General features: G+C 73.8%; 14 protein-coding genes. 9 read left to right on the top strand and 5 right to left on the bottom strand.

Annotated features, from left to right (window positions below; genetic code table 11):
* Positions 1-22 precede the first annotated feature (22 nt).
* A complete protein-coding gene (gene recO / locus G408_RS14465) occupies positions 23-775 on the top strand; it encodes a DNA repair protein RecO (RefSeq protein ID WP_051282925.1) in 753 nt (250 codons plus the stop codon).
* On the opposite strand, the gene G408_RS14460 is transcribed toward recO, so the two are convergent.
* The gene (locus G408_RS14460) at positions 731-1417 is read right to left on the bottom strand and encodes a response regulator (RefSeq protein WP_051282924.1); all 687 of its coding nucleotides are present in this window, start codon (positions 1415-1417) and stop codon (positions 731-733) included. The genes recO and G408_RS14460 overlap by 45 nt on opposite strands.
* A 97-nt stretch (positions 1418-1514) precedes the next feature.
* On the opposite strand from G408_RS14460, the gene G408_RS0111090 reads away from it, so the two are divergent.
* The 8 genes from G408_RS0111090 (at position 1515) to G408_RS15365 (ending at position 11014) form a co-directional block, all read left to right on the top strand.
* A complete protein-coding gene (locus G408_RS0111090) occupies positions 1515-3551 on the top strand; it encodes a translocation/assembly module TamB domain-containing protein (protein WP_028771140.1) in 2037 nt (678 codons plus the stop codon).
* 102 nt (positions 3552-3653) lie between these two features.
* On the top strand, positions 3654-4277 hold the full coding sequence (locus G408_RS0111085; RefSeq protein WP_028771139.1) for a YdbL family probable chaperone protein: 624 nt from the start codon (positions 3654-3656) through the stop codon (positions 4275-4277).
* An 85-nt stretch (positions 4278-4362) separates the two neighbouring features.
* Complete coding sequence (gene rlmD / locus G408_RS0111080) at positions 4363-5736, top strand: 23S rRNA (uracil(1939)-C(5))-methyltransferase RlmD (RefSeq protein ID WP_028771138.1); 1374 nt, start codon at positions 4363-4365, stop codon at positions 5734-5736.
* Positions 5736-6245, top strand: coding sequence for a CYTH domain-containing protein (locus G408_RS0111075; RefSeq protein ID WP_028771137.1), 510 nt, complete (start codon positions 5736-5738; stop codon positions 6243-6245). The genes rlmD and G408_RS0111075 overlap by 1 nt, the downstream gene beginning before the upstream one ends.
* Positions 6239-7246, top strand: a complete 1008-nt coding sequence (nagZ, locus tag G408_RS0111070) for a beta-N-acetylhexosaminidase (RefSeq protein WP_028771136.1) — start codon at positions 6239-6241, stop codon at positions 7244-7246. Before G408_RS0111075 ends, nagZ begins: the two co-directional genes overlap by 7 nt.
* Positions 7243-7800, top strand: coding sequence for a hypoxanthine-guanine phosphoribosyltransferase (locus G408_RS0111065; RefSeq protein ID WP_028771135.1), 558 nt, complete (start codon positions 7243-7245; stop codon positions 7798-7800). The genes nagZ and G408_RS0111065 overlap by 4 nt, the downstream gene beginning before the upstream one ends.
* Positions 7797-8552, top strand: a complete 756-nt coding sequence (locus G408_RS0111060) for an S-methyl-5'-thioinosine phosphorylase (protein WP_028771134.1) — start codon at positions 7797-7799, stop codon at positions 8550-8552. The genes G408_RS0111065 and G408_RS0111060 overlap by 4 nt, the downstream gene beginning before the upstream one ends.
* A 74-nt stretch (positions 8553-8626) precedes the next feature.
* Positions 8627-11014 carry a hypothetical protein gene (locus tag G408_RS15365; RefSeq protein ID WP_156890139.1) on the top strand — a complete coding sequence of 796 codons (2388 nt, stop codon included), beginning with the start codon at positions 8627-8629 and terminating at the stop codon, positions 11012-11014.
* A gap of 25 nt (positions 11015-11039) precedes the next feature.
* Here G408_RS15365 and G408_RS0111050 read toward each other — a convergent pair whose 3' ends face one another.
* The 4 genes from G408_RS0111050 to xseA all read right to left on the bottom strand — a co-directional run bounded on the left by G408_RS0111050 (position 11040) and on the right by xseA (position 16752).
* A complete protein-coding gene (locus G408_RS0111050) occupies positions 11040-12092 on the bottom strand; it encodes a GGDEF domain-containing protein (RefSeq protein WP_028771132.1) in 1053 nt (350 codons plus the stop codon).
* Between the two features lie 11 nt (positions 12093-12103).
* The gene (locus G408_RS14455; protein WP_051282923.1) at positions 12104-13918 is read right to left on the bottom strand and encodes an ABC transporter transmembrane domain-containing protein; all 1815 of its coding nucleotides are present in this window, start codon (positions 13916-13918) and stop codon (positions 12104-12106) included.
* A gap of 69 nt (positions 13919-13987) precedes the next feature.
* Positions 13988-15412, bottom strand: a complete 1425-nt coding sequence (locus G408_RS0111040; protein ID WP_028771131.1) for an aldehyde dehydrogenase family protein — start codon at positions 15410-15412, stop codon at positions 13988-13990.
* Positions 15409-16752: an exodeoxyribonuclease VII large subunit gene (xseA, locus tag G408_RS0111035; RefSeq protein WP_028771130.1), complete on the bottom strand. Its 1344-nt coding sequence runs from the start codon at positions 16750-16752 to the stop codon at positions 15409-15411. The genes G408_RS0111040 and xseA overlap by 4 nt, the downstream gene beginning before the upstream one ends.
* Between the last annotated feature and the right edge of the window lie 36 nt (positions 16753-16788).

Here is a 16788-nt window from a genome sequence, read left to right as displayed (position 1 = left end):
GGCCGTTCCGGGGACCGGGGCGATGCGGATCGGGCAGGAGCGCGCTTTCGTGCTCCATGCGCGGGCCTGGCGCGAGACCAGCCTGCTGGTGGAACTGCTGACGGAATCGCATGGCCGGGTAGGGGCAGTGGCCCGTGGCGTGCGCGGCCCGCGCCGGCAGGCACAGCGTGCCGCCCTCCAGCCCTGGCAGCAGATCGGGTTTTCGGCCGAGACCCGGGGCGAGCTCTGGAACCTGCGTGCCTGGGAGGCGCTCGATCTCGCCCCCCGCCAGGTGGGCGAGGTGGCCCTGGCCGGCTTCTACGTCAATGAGCTGCTGCTGCGCCTGCTGCCGCGGCAGGATCCGGCCCCCGAGCTGTTCGCCCGCTACGCCCGCCTGCGCGAAGAACTGGGGCGGCTGCAGCCACTGGCCTGGTGCCTGCGGCGCTTCGAGCGCGACCTGCTCGATGCCCTCGGCGTCGGCCTGCCCTGGGGCGAGACTGTGGAGGGCGAGGCGCTCGATCCGGCCGCGCGCTACCGCATCGATCCCGGGCAGGGGCTCTGGCGGGACCGCACGCATGCCGCGGGAAGCCTGCGCGGCAGCGCCCTGCTCGCGTTGGCCGAGGATCGCTGCCCGGCGGCGGAGGAACTGGCGGAGCTTCGGCTCGCCCTGCGCACGGTGCTCGCCCACCATCTGGGAGGAGCGCCGCTCAGGGCCTGGAGCCTGATGACCGAGGTGGCGCGGGTGGGGCGCTCAGCGCCCGGCCTCGCGCAGCATCCGGTCGATCCGCTCGAGTAAGGTGCTGGCCTCGGGGCCGGGGTGCGGACGGGCCTGCAGGGCCTGCACGGCCTCGGCCAGCGCGCCCGCGCCAACGAAGCCGCAGCCGGCCAGCAGCTGGTGCAGCACGGCGCGCAGTGCGCCCGTATCGCCGTTCTCCAGGGCTTCGACGATGGTCCGCCGCTGCCGCGGCAGTTCGTCGAGGAACAGGCCGCGCAGGCGGTCGAGGGTGGCGGCCGCGCCTCCGACGGCCGAGAGGCCCTGGACCTCGTCCCAGAGCGCGGCCTGTTCCGGCCGGCGGGTGCTTCCGGCCAGGCGCAGTTCCACGGCCTCGCGCAGGGCCTGTTCGCTGATGGGTTTGCCCAAGGCTTCGACAAAGCCGCTGGCCAGCAGGCGGCGGCGCCTGGCATGGTCGAGCTCGGCAGTGAGGGCGATGGCCGGCGCGCGGTTGCCGATGGCGCGCTGCCGGGCCAGCCAGGCATCGCCCTCGCCATCGGGCAGGGCGACATCGAGCAGCAGCAGGTGGTAGTCGTGCTCGGCACACTGCGTCCCGGCCTCGGCGAGGGTGCGTGCGGTGTCCACCGTGGCGCCTCCGGCGAGGGCGGCCCGGATGAACTCGCGGCTGGCGGCATCGTCCTCGACGACGAGGAGGCGTAGGCTCATGCATCTCTCCTTAGATGCGGCGTCTTTTGGCAGGATGCGTGCCCCCCTCCCCCCCGGCAATAGGAAAAGGCTTACCCCTGCCGGGCTCATCGGGGCCGTGTTCATCTTTTCCTTTCTCATCCTGGGCAGCGCCGTGCCGGCCCTGGCGGTGGACCTGCCCTCCGCCGCGGCGGTGGCGGGGGCGGCCCCGGAGCGTCAGGCTGTGCTGCGCATCGGCCGGATCGAGGCCGGCCCGGTGCGTGGCCAGCGGCTGGAGCTGCGGCTTTCCGAGTCGGCGGGCGGGGCGGGACCGCGTCTCTCGCTTTCAGCGGCCGGGCTCGAGCTGCCCGCGCTCTCGCTGCGGCTCAGGGCAGTGGACTGGGCCTGCCAGCCGGTGCTCGATACCGGGCAGCGCCTGCGCTGCGAGGGCGAGGTGCGTCTGGCCGGGCGTCCGCAGGGCAGGCTCGCCGTCGATCTCTCGGAGGCGGCCTCGCGCATGGCCTGGTCGGGGGGCGGCCGTGGCGTGGCCGTGGCGAAGGACCGACAGTCGCCCTGGCACATCGATCTTCGGCAGGTGCCGCTGCGCTGGCTGGAGGCCTTCCTGGCCTCGCTCTGGGCGGAGGGGCGGATCGCCGGGGGCGAGGTCTCCGGCCAGGTGCGGCTGCCAGAGGCCGCGGGCCTGCGTGTCGAGGCCGAGCTGCGCTTCGCCGGGCTTGGCTTCGATACCCCGGACGGCCGCTTCGCCGGGGCGGGGCTGTCGGTGCCGCTCACGCTTCGCTACCACGATGCGGCCGGCGGCCAGCGCCTCGGGCTGGAAGGCAGGCTCTCGGCCGGCGAACTGCTGGTGGCGCCGGTCTACCTCGCGGTGCCGGCCTCGGGCGTGGCGTTCGCGCTGGAGGGCGAGGCACCCCCCGGTGTCCCTTGGCGCTTCCCGCGCTGGGCGTTCCGCGACGCCGGCGTGCTCGAAGCCTCCGGCGATGCGGCACTGGACGCCACCGGCGAGCTCGTGCGGCTCTCAGCGGACTGGGCTTCCGCCGACCTCCGCCTGTTGGCGGAACGCTACCTCGGCGGCGTGCTGGCGCCCACCGGCTTCGGCGACCTGCAGCTCGGCGGCCGGGGCGGCGGCACCTTCGCCTATGACGAGGAAGGCCTGCGCCGGCTGGAGCTGGAGCTCGGCAATGCCCGCGCCATCGATCCGCGCGGCCGCTTCAGCCTTGCGGGGGTCGAGGGCGATCTTCGCTGGTCGCGCGACGAGGCGGTGGCCGACAGCCGCCTCGCCTGGGGCGCGGCGGCCCTCTACGGCATCGGCCTCGATGCCAGCCATCTCGATTTCCGCAGCGCCCGGGGCCAGCTCGACCTCGCCTCGCCGATGCGCACCGGCGTGCTGGGCGGCGAGCTGCGGCTGGAACGCTTCCAGTGGCGGCCGCCGCGTGGCACGGCGCCGCTGCGCATCGAGATGGGCCTGGCCCTGGAGCGCCTCGATCTCGGCGCGCTCTCGCAGCGGCTTGGCTGGCCGCCCTTCGAGGGCAGCGTGGGCGGCGTGCTGGAGCAGGCGGTGTACCAGGACAACCGCGTGGTGTTCGGCAATGGCCTCGCGATGACCCTGTTCGGGGGGCGGGTGCGCCTCGACGACCTGAGCGTGGAGCGGCCCTTCGGCATCGCCCCTTCACTCGCGGCGAACGTGCGCTTCGACGACATCGACCTCTCCCCGCTGACCCGGGCCTTCGGTTTCGGCGAGATCACCGGGCGGCTCGATGGCCGGTTGCGCGGCCTGCGCCTCGTGGACTGGAGCCCGGTGGCCTTCGATGCCCGCCTGCTCACCGACCGGCAGTGGAAGGGCCGGCGACGGATCAGCCAGCGTGCCGTGCAGGACATCTCCGATCTCGGCGGCAGCGGCCTCGTGGCCGGCCTGCAGGCCCGGCTGCTACGCACCTTCGACGACTTCGGCTACGAGCGCATCGGCATCGGCTGCGTGCTGAAGGACAACCGCTGCATGATGAGCGGCCTCAAGAAGCGCGGCGATGGCTTCCTGATCGTCGAGGGTCGCGGCCTGCCACGCATCGAGGTGGTGGGCTTCCGCCGCGAGGTGGACTGGCCGACCCTGGTCGACCGGCTGCGCGCCGCCACCCGTGGCGAGTCCCTGCGCATCGAATGAGGGGCTGGCTGAACGCGGCCTGCGTGACCCGGGGCGGGTGGCTTGCCAGACCCTCGCCCCGGGGTAGGATCGGGGCGTCCGCCCACCGAGACGAGGCTCTCCATGCGCAAGCCCCTGCTGCTCGCCGCGATCCTGCTGCCCTTCTTCCTGCTGGCCTCCTGCGTGACGATCAACGTCTACTTCCCGGCGGCCGAAGCCCAGCAGGCGGCCAAGGAGTTCGTCGAGGACGTGATCGGCGAGACGCCCGCCAACGCCGGTGGCGGCTCTGCCTCGGTGCAGCGCGAGGCGCTGCCGCAGTGGGTACTGCTGCGCCGGGAGTGGCGCTTCGACCCGGTGGGCGTCTTCATCGGCAGCGCCCACGCCCAGGAGCGGGCCGACATCACCATCCGCACCCCGGCCATTCAGGCCATCCAGCAGCGCATGGCCGAGCGCTTCCAGTCCACCCTGGCGCCGCTGTTCGACAGCGGAGCGCTCGGCTTCGGCAACGACGGCCTCGTGGTGCTGCGCGACCCGGCCAAGGTGCCGCTGGCGCAGCGCACCGCCGCCACCCAGGCGGTGGCCGACGAGAATCGCGACCGCCGCGCCGTGTACCGCGAGATCGCGGTGGCGAACGGCAAGCCGGAGTGGGAGGAGCAGATCCGCCAGACCTTTGCCCGTGAATGGGTGGCACAGGCCCGGCCCGGCTGGTGGTACCAGGACAGTGCCGGGAACTGGAAGCAGAAGTGATCCCCGGCCCGCGCAGCGCGCGGGACGCGGCGAGGACCCGGGCGGGGCGCGATACAATCGCGCTCCGTTTTCTTTCGAGCTTCCCGTGGCGCGACACCGGCAGCGTTTGGATCCCGACTTCGAGATTGCCATCGACGACCTCTCCCATGATGGCCGGGGCGTGGGGCGGCGCGAAGGCAAGGCCGTGTTCGTCTCGGGCGCCCTGCCCGGCGAGCGGGTGAGGGCGAGGCAGACGGCGAAGAACCGCCACTTCGACGAGGCCGTGGCCTTCGAGGTGATCGAGGCCTCGCCCGACCGCGTGGCGCCGCGTTGTGCCCACTTCGGCACCTGCGGCGGCTGCGCGCTGCAGCATCTGGACGAAGCGAAGCAGATCGAGGCCAAGGCCCGGGTGCTGGCCGAGAACCTGGCGCGCATCGGCCATGTCGAGCCGCGCGAGTGGTTTGCGCCGATCCGCGACGCGCAGTGGGGCTACCGCCGCAAGGGCCGGCTCTCGGTGCGCTGGGTCGAGAAGAAGGGCAAGGCCCTCGTCGGCTTCCGCGAGCAGGATCCGCGCTTCGTTGCCGACCTGTCCGAATGCCACACGGTGATCCCGGCGCTGGGCCGGCGCATCCCGGCGCTCTCCGCGCTGGTGGAATCGCTCGACGGCCGCCGCACCATCCCGCAGATCGAGTTCATCGCCGGCGACGGCGCGCTGGACGGCGGGACCCCGCGAGAGGGCGGCGTGCTGGCGCTGGTGTTCCGCCACCTCGAACCGCTCTCCGACGGCGATCGCGAACGGCTGCTGGCCTTCGCCCGTCGCGAGGCGGTGGCGGTGTTCCTGCAGCCCGGCGGCATCGACAGCGTGGTGCCGCTGTGGCCGGAGCAGGTCGACCTGCACTTCGACCTCGGCGCGGCCGACATCGGGGCGGACGTGGGCGTGCGCCTGCAGTTCCGACCGCTCGACTTCATCCAGGTCAACGCCGGCCTGAACCGCCAGATGATCGCGCGCGCCATCGATCTCCTGCAGCCCGCGCCGGGGGATCGGGTGCTCGACCTGTTCTGCGGGCTTGGCAACTTCACCCTGCCGATCGCCCGCCGCGGCTTCGAGGTCGTCGGCGTCGAGGGCGATGCCGGGCTGGTGGCGCGGGCGCGGCAGAATGCCGAGGCCAACGGCCTGCCGAACGCCCGCTTCTTCGCCGCCGACCTCACCAAGGACCTCGCGGGCGAGCCGTGGCTGCGCGACGGCTTCGACAGGCTGCTGCTCGACCCGCCGCGTGCCGGGGCCGCCGAGGTGCTGGCCCAGCTGCCGCTGAAGGCCATTCCGCGCATCGTCTACGTGAGCTGCCACCCGGGCTCGCTGGCCCGCGATGCCGGCTTCCTCGTCAAGGAGCGTGGCTACACCCTGCTCGGCGCCGGCGTGATGGACATGTTCCCGCACACTGCGCATGTCGAATCCATTGCCGTGTTCGAGCGCCGCTGATGGGCATCGAGATCGAGCGCAAGTTCCTGGTGGTGGGGGAGGCCTGGCGCGCGCAGGCCGGACGCCGTGTGCGCATGGCCCAGGGCTACCTCAACGACCATGCCGCGGTGGCGAGCGGCGCGCAGAAGGCCTCGGTGCGGGTGCGCATCGCCGGCGAGACGGCGGCGCTGAACCTGAAGTCGCGTGAACTCGGAAGCATGCGGCAGGAGTTCGATTACCCGATTCCGCTGGCGGACGCCGAGGCCCTGCTGGCGCTCTGCGTCGGCGGCCTGATCGACAAGACCCGGCATTACGTCACTATCGGCGCGCACCTTTGGGAAGTGGACGAGTTCCACGGCGACAATGCCGGGCTGGTGGTGGCCGAGATCGAACTGGGCGCGGTGGACGAGGCCTTCGAACGACCGGCATGGCTCGGCGCGGAAGTGACCGGACACGCCCGCTACTACAACCTCGCGCTGGCCGAGCGGCCGTTCGCGCACTGGACCCCGGAGGAGAAGGAGGGATGCTGATCATCGGCATTGCCGGCACCACGCTGTCGGCGGAGGAGCGCGACTGGCTGCAGCACCCCGCGGTGGCGGGCGTGATCCTGTTCAAGCGCAATTTCGCCTCGCGCGGGCAGGTGGCGGAGCTCGCCGCTGCCCTGCGCGAGGCCGCGCCGCGGCCGCAGCTGCTGTGCGTGGACCAGGAAGGCGGCCGGGTGCAGCGCTTCGTCGAGGGCTTCACCAAACTGCCGGCGCTGGCGCCCTTCGGCGCGCTCCATGGGCGCGATCCGGGGGCGGCCCTGCGCCTGGCGCAGGAGCATGCCTGGCTGATGGCGAGCGAGATCCGCGCCATCGGCCTCGATCTCAGTTTCGCCCCGGTGGTGGATCTCGGCCGCGGCAACCTCGCCATCGGCGACCGCGCCTTTCATCCCGACCCGCAGGTGGTCGCCGCCTTCACCCGTGCCTACGTGCAGGGCATGCACGCCGCCGGCATGGCGGCCACGCTCAAGCACTTCCCCGGCCATGGCTCGGTGCGCGAGGACACGCATTTCGATGCGGCGATCGACCCCCGGCCGCTGGAAGTGCTGGAGCGCGAGGACCTCGTCCCCTTCGCCGCCGGCATCGAGGCCGGGGCCGAGGCGGTGATGCTGGCCCATGTCACCTATCCGGCGGTCGCTCCGGAGCCGGCCGGCTACTCGCCGTTCTGGCTGAAGGACGTGCTGCGCGGGCGCATGGGCTTCCGCGGCGTGGCCTTCTCCGACGACATCGGCATGGCCGCGGCGGAATCGGCCGGCGGGGTGAAGGCACGCATCGATGCCCACCTCGATGCCGGCTGCGATGTGGTGCTGGTCTGCGCCCCGGCCCTGGTCCCGGACAGCCTGCGGGCGATGGAGGGCCGTGGCCCCGGGAATATGGCCGCCCTCGTCGGCCTGATGGGGCGTGGCGCCCTCGGCTGGCAGGGCCTGCTCGCCGATGCCCGCCGGCCCGCCATCCAGCAGGCCCTGTCCGGCCCGGAGTTCACTGCATGAGCCGCCCCCTGCTCGCCGATGCCCTGCGCGAGTCGCGCATCCTCCACGACCGCGCCGCCATCGATGCTGCCATCCGCCGGGTGGCTGCCGAGCTGCGCGCGGCCTATGCCACTGCCGCCGAGCCGCCGCTGTTCCTGACCGTGATGAATGGCGGGATGCTGTTCGCCACCGGGCTGGCGCTGGAGGCCGGCATCGACTTCGAGTTCGACTACCTGCACGCCACCCGCTACCGCGGCAAGACCGCCGGCGAGACCCTGGTGTGGCTGCACCGTCCGCAGGTCTCGCTCAAAGGACGGCGTGTGCTGGTGGTGGACGATATCCTCGACGAGGGCAATACGCTGGTCGGCATCACCCAGTGGTGCCAGGACCAGGGGGCGGCGGAGGTGCGGGTGGCCGTGCTCTGCCGCAAGGTGCACGGGCGCTGCGCGCCCGGTGCGCGGGCCGACCACATCGGTCTTGAGGTGCCGGATTTCTACGTCTACGGCTACGGCATGGACTTCTTCGAACAGGGCCGCAACCTGCCGGCCATCTACGCCTGGGAGCCGAAGGCATGAGTGGCGCGGACAGGGCGATCGACTTCGCCGTCATCGGCGGCACCGGGCTGTACCGGCTGGCCGAACTCGAAGGCGTGGAGACCCATGCCGTCGAGACACCCTGGGGTACGCCGTCGGCGCCGGTGCGGGTGGGCGGCTTCGGCCCGCACCGCATCGCCTTCCTCGCCCGCCACGGCGAGGGCCATGCCGTGCCGCCGCACCGCATCAACTACCGCGCCAACCTCTGGGCGCTGAAGTCCCTCGGCGCGACCCGGGTGGTCGCGGTCAACTCGGTCGGCGGCATCACCGAGGCCTGGGGCCCGCGGGTGATCGGCGTGCCCGACCAGCTCATCGACTACACCCATGGCCGCGCCGTGAGCCTCTGGGATGGCGAGGGCGAGGCCCTGCACGTGGATTTCGGCGAGCCCTACACGCCGGCCCTGCGTCGGGCCCTGCTGGCCGCCGCCGCGGCTGCCGGGGTGCCGGTGGTGGACGGCGGCTGCTACGGGGCTACCCAGGGGCCGCGGCTGGAGACGAAGGCCGAGATCGAGCGCCTGCGCCGGGACGGCTGTGACCTCGTGGGCATGACCGGCATGCCGGAGGCCGCGCTGGCCCGCGAGCTCGGGCTCGATTACGCCTGCCTTGCCATCGTCGCCAACTGGGCGGCGGGCCGTGCGCCGGAGGACGAGGTCATCACCCTCGAGGACGTGCTGGCCAACATGGCCGCGGCCACCGAGCCCCTGCCGCGGCTGCTGCGGGCGCTGGCGTTCTGAGTCCGGCATTCCGGGGCATGGGGCGGGGTTGCCTGACGCTGCTGGCGTTCCTGGTTCCCATCGGCCTGGGGGCCGTGCTGCCGCCCGCCCCGATGCTGGCGCTCTACGCGTTTGCCCTCCTCGCCTTGCTGGGACAGAGCCTGGGGCAGCGGCGTTTCGGGCCGCGCTTCGGCCTGCCAGGGCTGCTGTCGCTGCCGCCCGCGACCGCCATCGGCGCTGCCCTGGCCATCGGAAAATCGCTGGCCGCCACCCACGGGTGGCTGCTGGGCGTGCTGCTGGCGCTCCTGGCCGGCCTGCTGCTGCTCCTGCCGCTGGGCTGGATCGGCCGGCGCTTCGAGCCCCGGGACCCGCTGCCGCCCCTGCTCAGGGCCGCCCCGTCCTCCGTGCCCCTGCAAGCTTCCCGGGACGCGCCCGATGACTGGCGGCCGCTCGGAGAGACCGGCCTGAAGGTCCTCACGGTGGCGGCCGGGGAGCGCGGCATGGGCGGGCCGCCGCACACCTTCATCCATACCCTGTCGGTGGCCCTGTGCCTGTCGGGCGAGGAGTGGGGCCTGAGCGATGACGGGCGCTGGTGGGTCGTGGGGGGGCAGGAGGAGGAGGCCATCCATGTGGTGGATCTGCCGGCGCGACTGCTGTTCCGCGGGCCCTGGCGGGCGGGCCTGGTGGCCCGGCTGTGCTCGGGGCCGACCAGTGCGGCCCGGCTGGCGCAGCTCGGCTTCGAGCGGGTCCGGGCCTATGTGTGCCGCAGCGATGGGCTGTGGTGGCCGCAGGGCGAGCCGGTGCCGCCGACGGAGGCCGCGTTCGGCCCTGCGGCCGCCGGCCTGAGGCGGGTCGCCCTGATCGAGCGGGAACGCATCCTCGACGTGGGCGATGCTCTCCTGTACGCCCAGCAGCCCGACTGGCGGATCGAGAGCGAGGCCGGTCCGTTGCCGCTCATCCTGTCGCATGGCGCCCTCGAGGCCGTGCTGTGGCGTGAAGACGGCAGGGCCGCCCTGTTTCCCGCCAGCGAGACCCTCGAAGGCGGTGTTCCGCCAGCCGGCTGGTACCTGTGGCATGCCCGTGGCGAGGGGCGCTGGCTCGATTTCGGCAGGACCTGGGAGCGCGGCATTCCCGGACTCGGCGCCGCCCGCCCGACCGCCCTGCGCGAGGAAGGGGTGGAAATCGCCCATCCGGTCCATCCGTTCCCGGGGGTGTCCTTCCCCGCCCGGGCTTCGGCCGCCGTGCTCGACGAGCACTTCACGCCGGGCCCCCTGCCGTGGTTCTGCAGGGTCGATGAACAGGGCTGGCCGGTGTTCGAGGAAGTCGAGGCCAGCGTGCCGCTGTCCGGCCTCCGTACCCTGCAGGATCCCGCCGATGCGGCTGGCCTGCAGCCCCTGCTTGCCCGCCATCCTGCGGGTCCCTGCCTCGTCTTCGAGCCGATGGGGCCGCCGGTCGATCCGCGGGAGCAGCGCCCGTACCGGCTGCGCCACGAACGGCTCGTGCTCGAGGGCATCAGCCCGGTGCCGCGCTGGCTGGACGGGGCAGGGCGCTTCGTCGTGCTGCAGGGCGTGCTCGGCCGCGCTCTGGCATCGCAACTCCATCTGGTCGATCTCGCCTCGGGGCGGGTATCCACCCTGCGCCGGCCGGTGGCCGAACTGCGCCTGCGGGCCGTGCACCAGGGGCAGATCGAATGGACCGAACTGTGCGGGCAACAGCCGGCCAAGGACCTGCCGGAGCCTTTAAGACCGCTGGAGGGGCCACCCGAGCACAATGCCTGGAACCGCCGCCAGGCCGCTCCGGGCCGGCTGCTGGTGCTGCGCGGCCGGCGCGCCCAGCTGGATGCCGGGGCGGGGTGCCTGCGCCTTCTGCCGCCCTGGGTCGAGTGCTGCGCGCCGGTCTCGCCGCTGCAGCCCGGCGATGTCGAGTATCGCCCGCCGTCGGCGCCGCCCGTGCTGCTCTTCGGCGCCCGCGACCGCTGGCAGGATGCCTGGCCGCGCGAGCAGGAACCGCGCCTGCTGGGCGGCCTGCTCACGGCCGAAGGGCATGCCGTCGGCGGCGTGGCGCAGGGAATGATCGGCTCGGCCGATGGCCGCTGGCTGCTCTTCGCCCGGCACCGGGAGGGCCTGCCCGCGCGCTTCCACCATGGCCCCGCCATCGAGGACTGGGAGATCGCCCTGCTCGACCGCCGGCAGCACCGGCTCCATGCCCGCCCCGGCGAGCACTTCGGTGGCCTGCCGTTCTTCCTCGCCTTCGAGGACGACCGGATCGTGTTCGAGACCGCCGGGCAGCCCTGGTGGCGCCCCGGCATGCCGCGCCAGCGGCGCGAATGGTCGCTGGAGGCCCTGCTGCGCCGCCTCGATGCGATGCCGATGGTGGAGGCCCCGGGACGCGGGCTGTGGCGGCTCGCCGGCGACCCGGTGCCGGCACGGGCCTGGCAGGCCGTCCGGGCGGCCTGGCAGGCCGGCGAGGACTGGCTCGGCTAGGCCTGCGGCAGCGGGCGGCACGGCATCAGCCGCGCCCCGACTTCTCGGCGTGCAGGGCGTGTTCGGCGTCGCGCATCACCCGGGCGGCATCCAGGCCGGCCCGGTCGATCAGGGCAGCACCGATGCACAGCTCGATGCGCGGCATGCCCTCGTTGGTGAGGTTGTCGGCCAGCACGGCGTCGATGATCCGCTCGGCCGCCACCGCGGCCTGCAGGGCCGGGTCGCCGAGGCGGTTGAGCAGCACGGCGAAATCGTCGTCGCCGAGCCTTGCTACCACGTCATGGCCGCGGGTGCAGCGGCGCAGCACGTCGGCCACCCGCTGCAGCACGGTATCGCCCACGGCATGGCCATGCGCCTCGTTCACCCGGTGGAAGCGGTCGAGGTCGATGAACAGCACGGCACTGTTCTGGCTCGGCGACCAGTGCGCCGCGCTGCTGGCCAGGGCCGATTCGAAGGCCGCCGGCCCGAGCAGGCCGGTGAGCACGTCGAGCTCATCCGGGCGGCGGCGCGCGGCCTCCTCGTGGCGGGTCTGGGCGAAGGCCGAGGCCATGAGCCGCGCCGGGTCTTCGCCGCGCTCGCCGAGCAGGTGCCGGGCCAGCAGACCGGAAAGCAGGCCGGCGCCGATGCGCAGCAGGCCGAGGGCGGGTTCGCCGGCGGCATGCGGCCGGCGCCAGCCCGCCAGCAGCACCCCGGCGGGATGGCCCGAGACATCCACCGGGACGGCGGCCAGCGAACCGGAGTCGCTGCGCAGGCACAGGGCGCGGTCTACCCGCGGGTCTTGCATGGCATCCGCGGCCACGGCCAGGTTGCGGCTGAGCAGGGCAGCACCACCGAGGCTGGCGGCAAGGGCGCTACGGCAGCCGGCGAGGGCGGCGAAACTGCCCACGCCCTCCACCTGCACCAGGGCTTCGCCCTCGCGGCGTTCGAAGCCGAGGCCGTCGGCACCGATGGCCTCCATGAGTTCGACGAGCAGGGGGGGCAGAAGATCGCCGGGGCAGCCGCGCAGTTCGGCCAGGGCGGCAAGCCTGGCGATGGCGCGGTGGCTGCGTTCGGGCTCGGGCAGGGCGTCGGCGTGCATGCGGGCTTTGCTCAGGCGGTGGGCGTGAGGGTAGCCGATGGCGCCCCTGCCGGCGCGCCGGCAGAGCCGAACTGCAGCCGGGCGAGCTCGGCATACAGGCCGTTGCGCGCCAGCAGCTCGGTATGGGTGCCGATGTCGACGATGCGGCCGGCCTCCATCACCACGATACGGTCGGCGCGCAGCACGGTGGCCAAGCGGTGGGCGATCACCAGCGTGGTGCGCCCGGCCATCAGCCGCTCCAGCGCCTGCTGCACCATGTGCTCGCTCTGGGCATCGAGGGCCGAGGTGGCCTCGTCGAGCAGCAGCACCGGGGCGTCCTTGAGCAGGGCGCGGGCGATGGCGATGCGCTGCTGCTGGCCGCCGGAGAGCCGGGCGCCACGCTCGCCGAGCTCGCTCTCGTAGCCCTGCGGCAGGGCGCGGATGAACTCGTCGGCCTCGGCCAGCCTCGCCGCGCGCAGGATGTCCTCGCGGCTCGCCTCCAGCCGGCCGTAGCGGATGTTCTCGGCCGCCGAGGCGGCGAAGATCACCGGGTCCTGCGGCACCAGGGCGATCTGGCTGCGCAGGGCCAGCGGGTCGAGCTCGCGCAGGTCGATGCCGTCGAGGGTGATACGGCCCTGCTGCGGGTCGTAGAAGCGCAGCAGCAGTTGCAGCACGCTGCTTTTGCCGGCGCCCGAGGGGCCGACCAGGGCCACCGTCTCGCCCGGGCGCAGCTCGAGGTCGACGCCGTCGAGCGCCGGCTGCCCGGGGCGCGAGGGATAGTGGAAGCGCACGCCCTGCAGCGCCATGGCGCCGCGCACCGTCGGCGGCAGCGGCGTGGGCCGGGGCGGCGCGGTGACGCCCGGGCGCTCGGCCAGCAGGCCGGCGATGCGCTGCATGCCGCCGCCGGCGCGCTGCACCTCGGCCCAGACCTCGGCCAGGGCGCCCACCGAGCCGGCGCCGATCAGGGCGTAGAGCATGAACTGGCCCAGCGTGCCGGCGCTCATGCGGCCCTCGATCACCGCCTGGGCGCCGGTCCAGAGCACTCCGACGATGGCGCCGAAGAACAGCACGATCACCACCGCGGTGAGCAGGGCCTGCAGGCGGATGCGCCGGCGCGCCACCACCAGGGTGGCCGCGAGCGCGGCGGCGAAGCGCTCGCGTTCGAAGGGCTCGCGGGCGTAGCTCTGCACCGTGTGGATGGCGCCCAGGGTCTCGCCGGCGCGGGCATTGGCCTCGGCCACCTGGTGCTGGGTGGCTTCGCTGGCCTTGCGCACGCGCCGGCCGCCGAGCACCACCGGCAGCACGGCGAGGGGGATGCCGATGATGGCCAGCGCCGCCAGCTTCGGGCTGGTGACGACCAGCATGACGAGGCTGCCGGACACGGTGACGATGCTGCGCAGGGCCACCGACATGCTGCTGCTCACCACGCCGCGCAGCAGCTCGGTATCGGCCGAGAGCCGGGACACCAGTTCGGCCGAGCGCGAACGGTCGTAGAAGGCCTGGTCGAGCGAGAGCAGGTGGCCGTAGAGCCGGCCGCGCAGGTCGGCCACCACCCGCTCGCCGAGCAGGGAGACGAAGTAGAAGCGCAGGGCGGTGGCGAAGGCCAGCACCAGCGCCACGGCGAACATCAGGGCGAACCAGCGGTCGATCCCGTCGCCGCCGCCGAAACCGCGGTCGATCATGTGCTTCACCGCCACCGGCAGCGAGAGCGTGGCGGTGGAGGACAGGGCGAGCGCGCCGAGCCAGGCGGCGATCAGGCGCCTGTGCGGGGCGAGGAAGGGCAGCAGGCCGCGCAGGGAATCGACGCTCTGGCGCGGCGTGGGCTTGGACGGGGCGGTATCGCTCATCCCGTCATTGTCGCATCGGGGCAGGGAGGCCGGCGCCGGGGTCGTCTGCTTCCGGCGGCTGCGCGCTCCTCACGGCCGCGCCAGCACCAGCAGCCGCGTGTCGCTGAAGTCGTCCAGGGCCCAGCGCGGCCCCTCGCGGCCAAGACCGCTGTCCTTCACCCCGCCGTAGGGCATGCGGTCGACGCGCACGGTAGGCACGTCGCCCACCACCACGCCGCCTACCTCCAGCGCCTCCCAGGCCCGCAGGGCGTGGTCGAGGCGGGCGGTGAACAGGCCGCACTGCAGGCCGAAGCGGCTGTCGTTGGCGCGGGCCAGCGCGTGTTCGAAGTCTTCGGCGGCCTCCAGCAGCAGCACCGGGCCGAAGGCCTCCTCGCGGTAGAGCGGTAGATCGGGCGGCACGCCCTCGAGCAGGGTGGCGGGCAGCAGGGCGCCCTGCCGCGGGCCGCCGGCGAGGCGGGTGGCACCCCGGGCGAGGGCCTCGTCGATCCTCGCCTCGAGGCGGCGGGCGGCGGCCTCGTCGATCATCGGCCCCACCACCGTGGCCGGGTCGCGCGGGTCGCCGTGGGGCAGGGCCTGCACGGCCTCGACCAGCGCCTCGCGCAGGGCGGGCAGGAGTTGCCGGTGCACGATCAGCCGCTGCACGCTGATGCAGCTCTGCCCGGCCTGGCCGAAGGCCCCGGCCACGAGGCGCCGCACCACGTGCCCGAGCGGGGCGCCGGGGTCGGCATCGACGATGCAGGCGGCATTGCCGCCCAATTCCAGCACCACGCGCTTGCGGCCGGCGCGCGCCTTGAGCTCCCAGCCGACGAGGCCGCCGGTGAAGCTGAGCACGGCGATGCGCGGGTCTTCGACCAGCGGGGCGGCGTCCTCGTTGGCGCAGGGCAGGAGGGAGAAGGCGCCTTCGGGCAGCTCGCATTCGGCCAGCCACTCGCCGAGCGCCAGGGCCGAGAGCGGGGTGGCCGGAGCCGGTTTCAGCAGCACCGGGCAGCCGGCGGCCAGCGCCGGGGCCAGCTTGTGCAGCACCAGGTTGAGCGGGAAGTTGAAGGGCGTGATGAGGCTTGCCACGCCCACCGGCACCCGGCGGGTGAAGCCCTGCCAGCCGCGGGTGGCGGCATCGCGGTCGAGGTCGAGGGCAAGACCATCGAGGCGACCGGCTTCCGCCGCAGCTTCGCGCAGGGTGGCCTGGGCACGGGCCACTTCCGCCCGGGCCGCGCTGATCGGCTTGCCGCTCTCGGCGGTGAGGGTGGCGGCAAGGCGCTCGGCATTCGCCGCCACCCGCGCGAGCAGATGCTCCAGCACCTCGCGCCTGCGCCAGCCGGGCAGGGCGGCCATGGCCGGGCGGGCGGCCTCTGCCGCGGCGATCGCGGCCTCGATCTCGGCAGGACCGGCCTGCGCCACCTCGGCGATGCACTGCCCGGTCCAGGCATCGTGCAGCGGGCGGGTGCGCCCGGTGGCCCGCGGGCGGTTCGCCAGCCAGAGCGGGGTGGGGATCACGGCGCGGCTCCGTCCACGCGCAGCCGCAGCCGGCCTTCCGCCAGCCGCGCTTCCAGAGGCTCGCCGGGGGCGACTTCGCTGGCGGCGCGCACCGCCTGCCCGTCCTCGCGCTGCAGGATGGCGTAGCCGCGCCCGAGGGTGGCGAGCGGGCTCACCGCATGCAGGCCGCGGCCCAGCTCGCGCAGCAGGCCGAGCCGGGCCTGCAGGCCGCGGCGCAGGGCGGTGTGCTGGCGGTTGCCCAGCAAGGCCAGCCGCTGCCGCAGGCGCTGCAGGCGCAGAGCCGGAGCCTGGGCGGCAAGGCGCCGGGCCAGGGCATCCAGGGCGGCCTGGCGGCGGGCGAGGCGGGCGGTCTGGGTGGCCTGCAGGCGCTGCCGCAGGCCAGCGGTGCGCTCGCGGCCGCGCTCGAGCCGGCGCCGCGGATGCCCGGCCTGCAGCCGCAGGCCGGCGTGGTCGGCGCGTTGCCGCGCGCGCTCCATCGCCTGGTCGAGGCGTCGGCGCAGGCGGGCCTGCAGGTGCTGAAGGCGCGAACGCATTTCGCCCCGGTCCGGCACCAAGAGCTCGGCGGCGGCCGAGGGGGTGGGGGCGCGCAGATCGGCGACGAAATCGGCCAGGGTGAAGTCCACCTCATGGCCGATGGCCGAGACCACCGGCACCGGCGAGGCGGCGAGGGTGCGCACCAGGGCCTCGTCGTTGAAGCACCAGAGGTCTTCCAGCGAACCGCCGCCGCGGGCCAGCAGCAGCACGTCGTGGCGGCCGGCGGCATAGGCGGCGCGCAGGGTCTCGATGATCGCCGGGGCGGCCTGCGCCCCCTGCACCGGCACCGGCAGCAGCTCCACCTCGAGCAGGGGCCAGCGGCGGGCGAGCACGCTCCGGATGTCGCGGATCACTGCGCCGCTCGGCGAGCTCAGGATGCCAAGACGGCGCACGAAGCGCGGCAGCGGGCGCTTGCGCGCCTCCGCGAACAGGCCCTCGCCCTCGAGCTTCGCCTTCAGCGCCTCGAAGGCCCGGCGCAGCGCGCCCTCGCCGGCTTCCTCCAGGTGCTCCAGCAGCAGCTGGCAGTCGCCCCGGGGCTCGTACAGGGTAAGGGTGCCGCGCGCCAGCACCTGCATGCCGTCGCGCGGGGCGAAGCGCAGCCACTGCGCCTTGCCCTTGAACATCGCGCAGCGCACCTGGGCGCGCTCGTCCTTCAGGCTGAAGTAGAGATGTCCCGAGCCCGGGCGGGCGAGGCCGGAGATCTCGCCCTCCACCCAGATCGAGGGGAAGCTGCCCTCGAGCAGATCGCGCGCCAGGGCATTGAGCTGCGCAGGGCGCAGGGCCGGGCGCGTGCCCCCTCCGTTCATGCCGTGCCTCCGTGCGGGCAACGGTACACTGGGGGT

The organism is Silanimonas lenta DSM 16282, from assembly GCF_000429065.1.
In the GTDB taxonomy this organism is placed as follows: domain Bacteria; phylum Pseudomonadota; class Gammaproteobacteria; order Xanthomonadales; family Xanthomonadaceae; genus Silanimonas; species Silanimonas lenta.
Note: the sequence above shows the minus strand (reverse complement) of the source record. Positions and strands in the feature narration are given on the sequence as shown.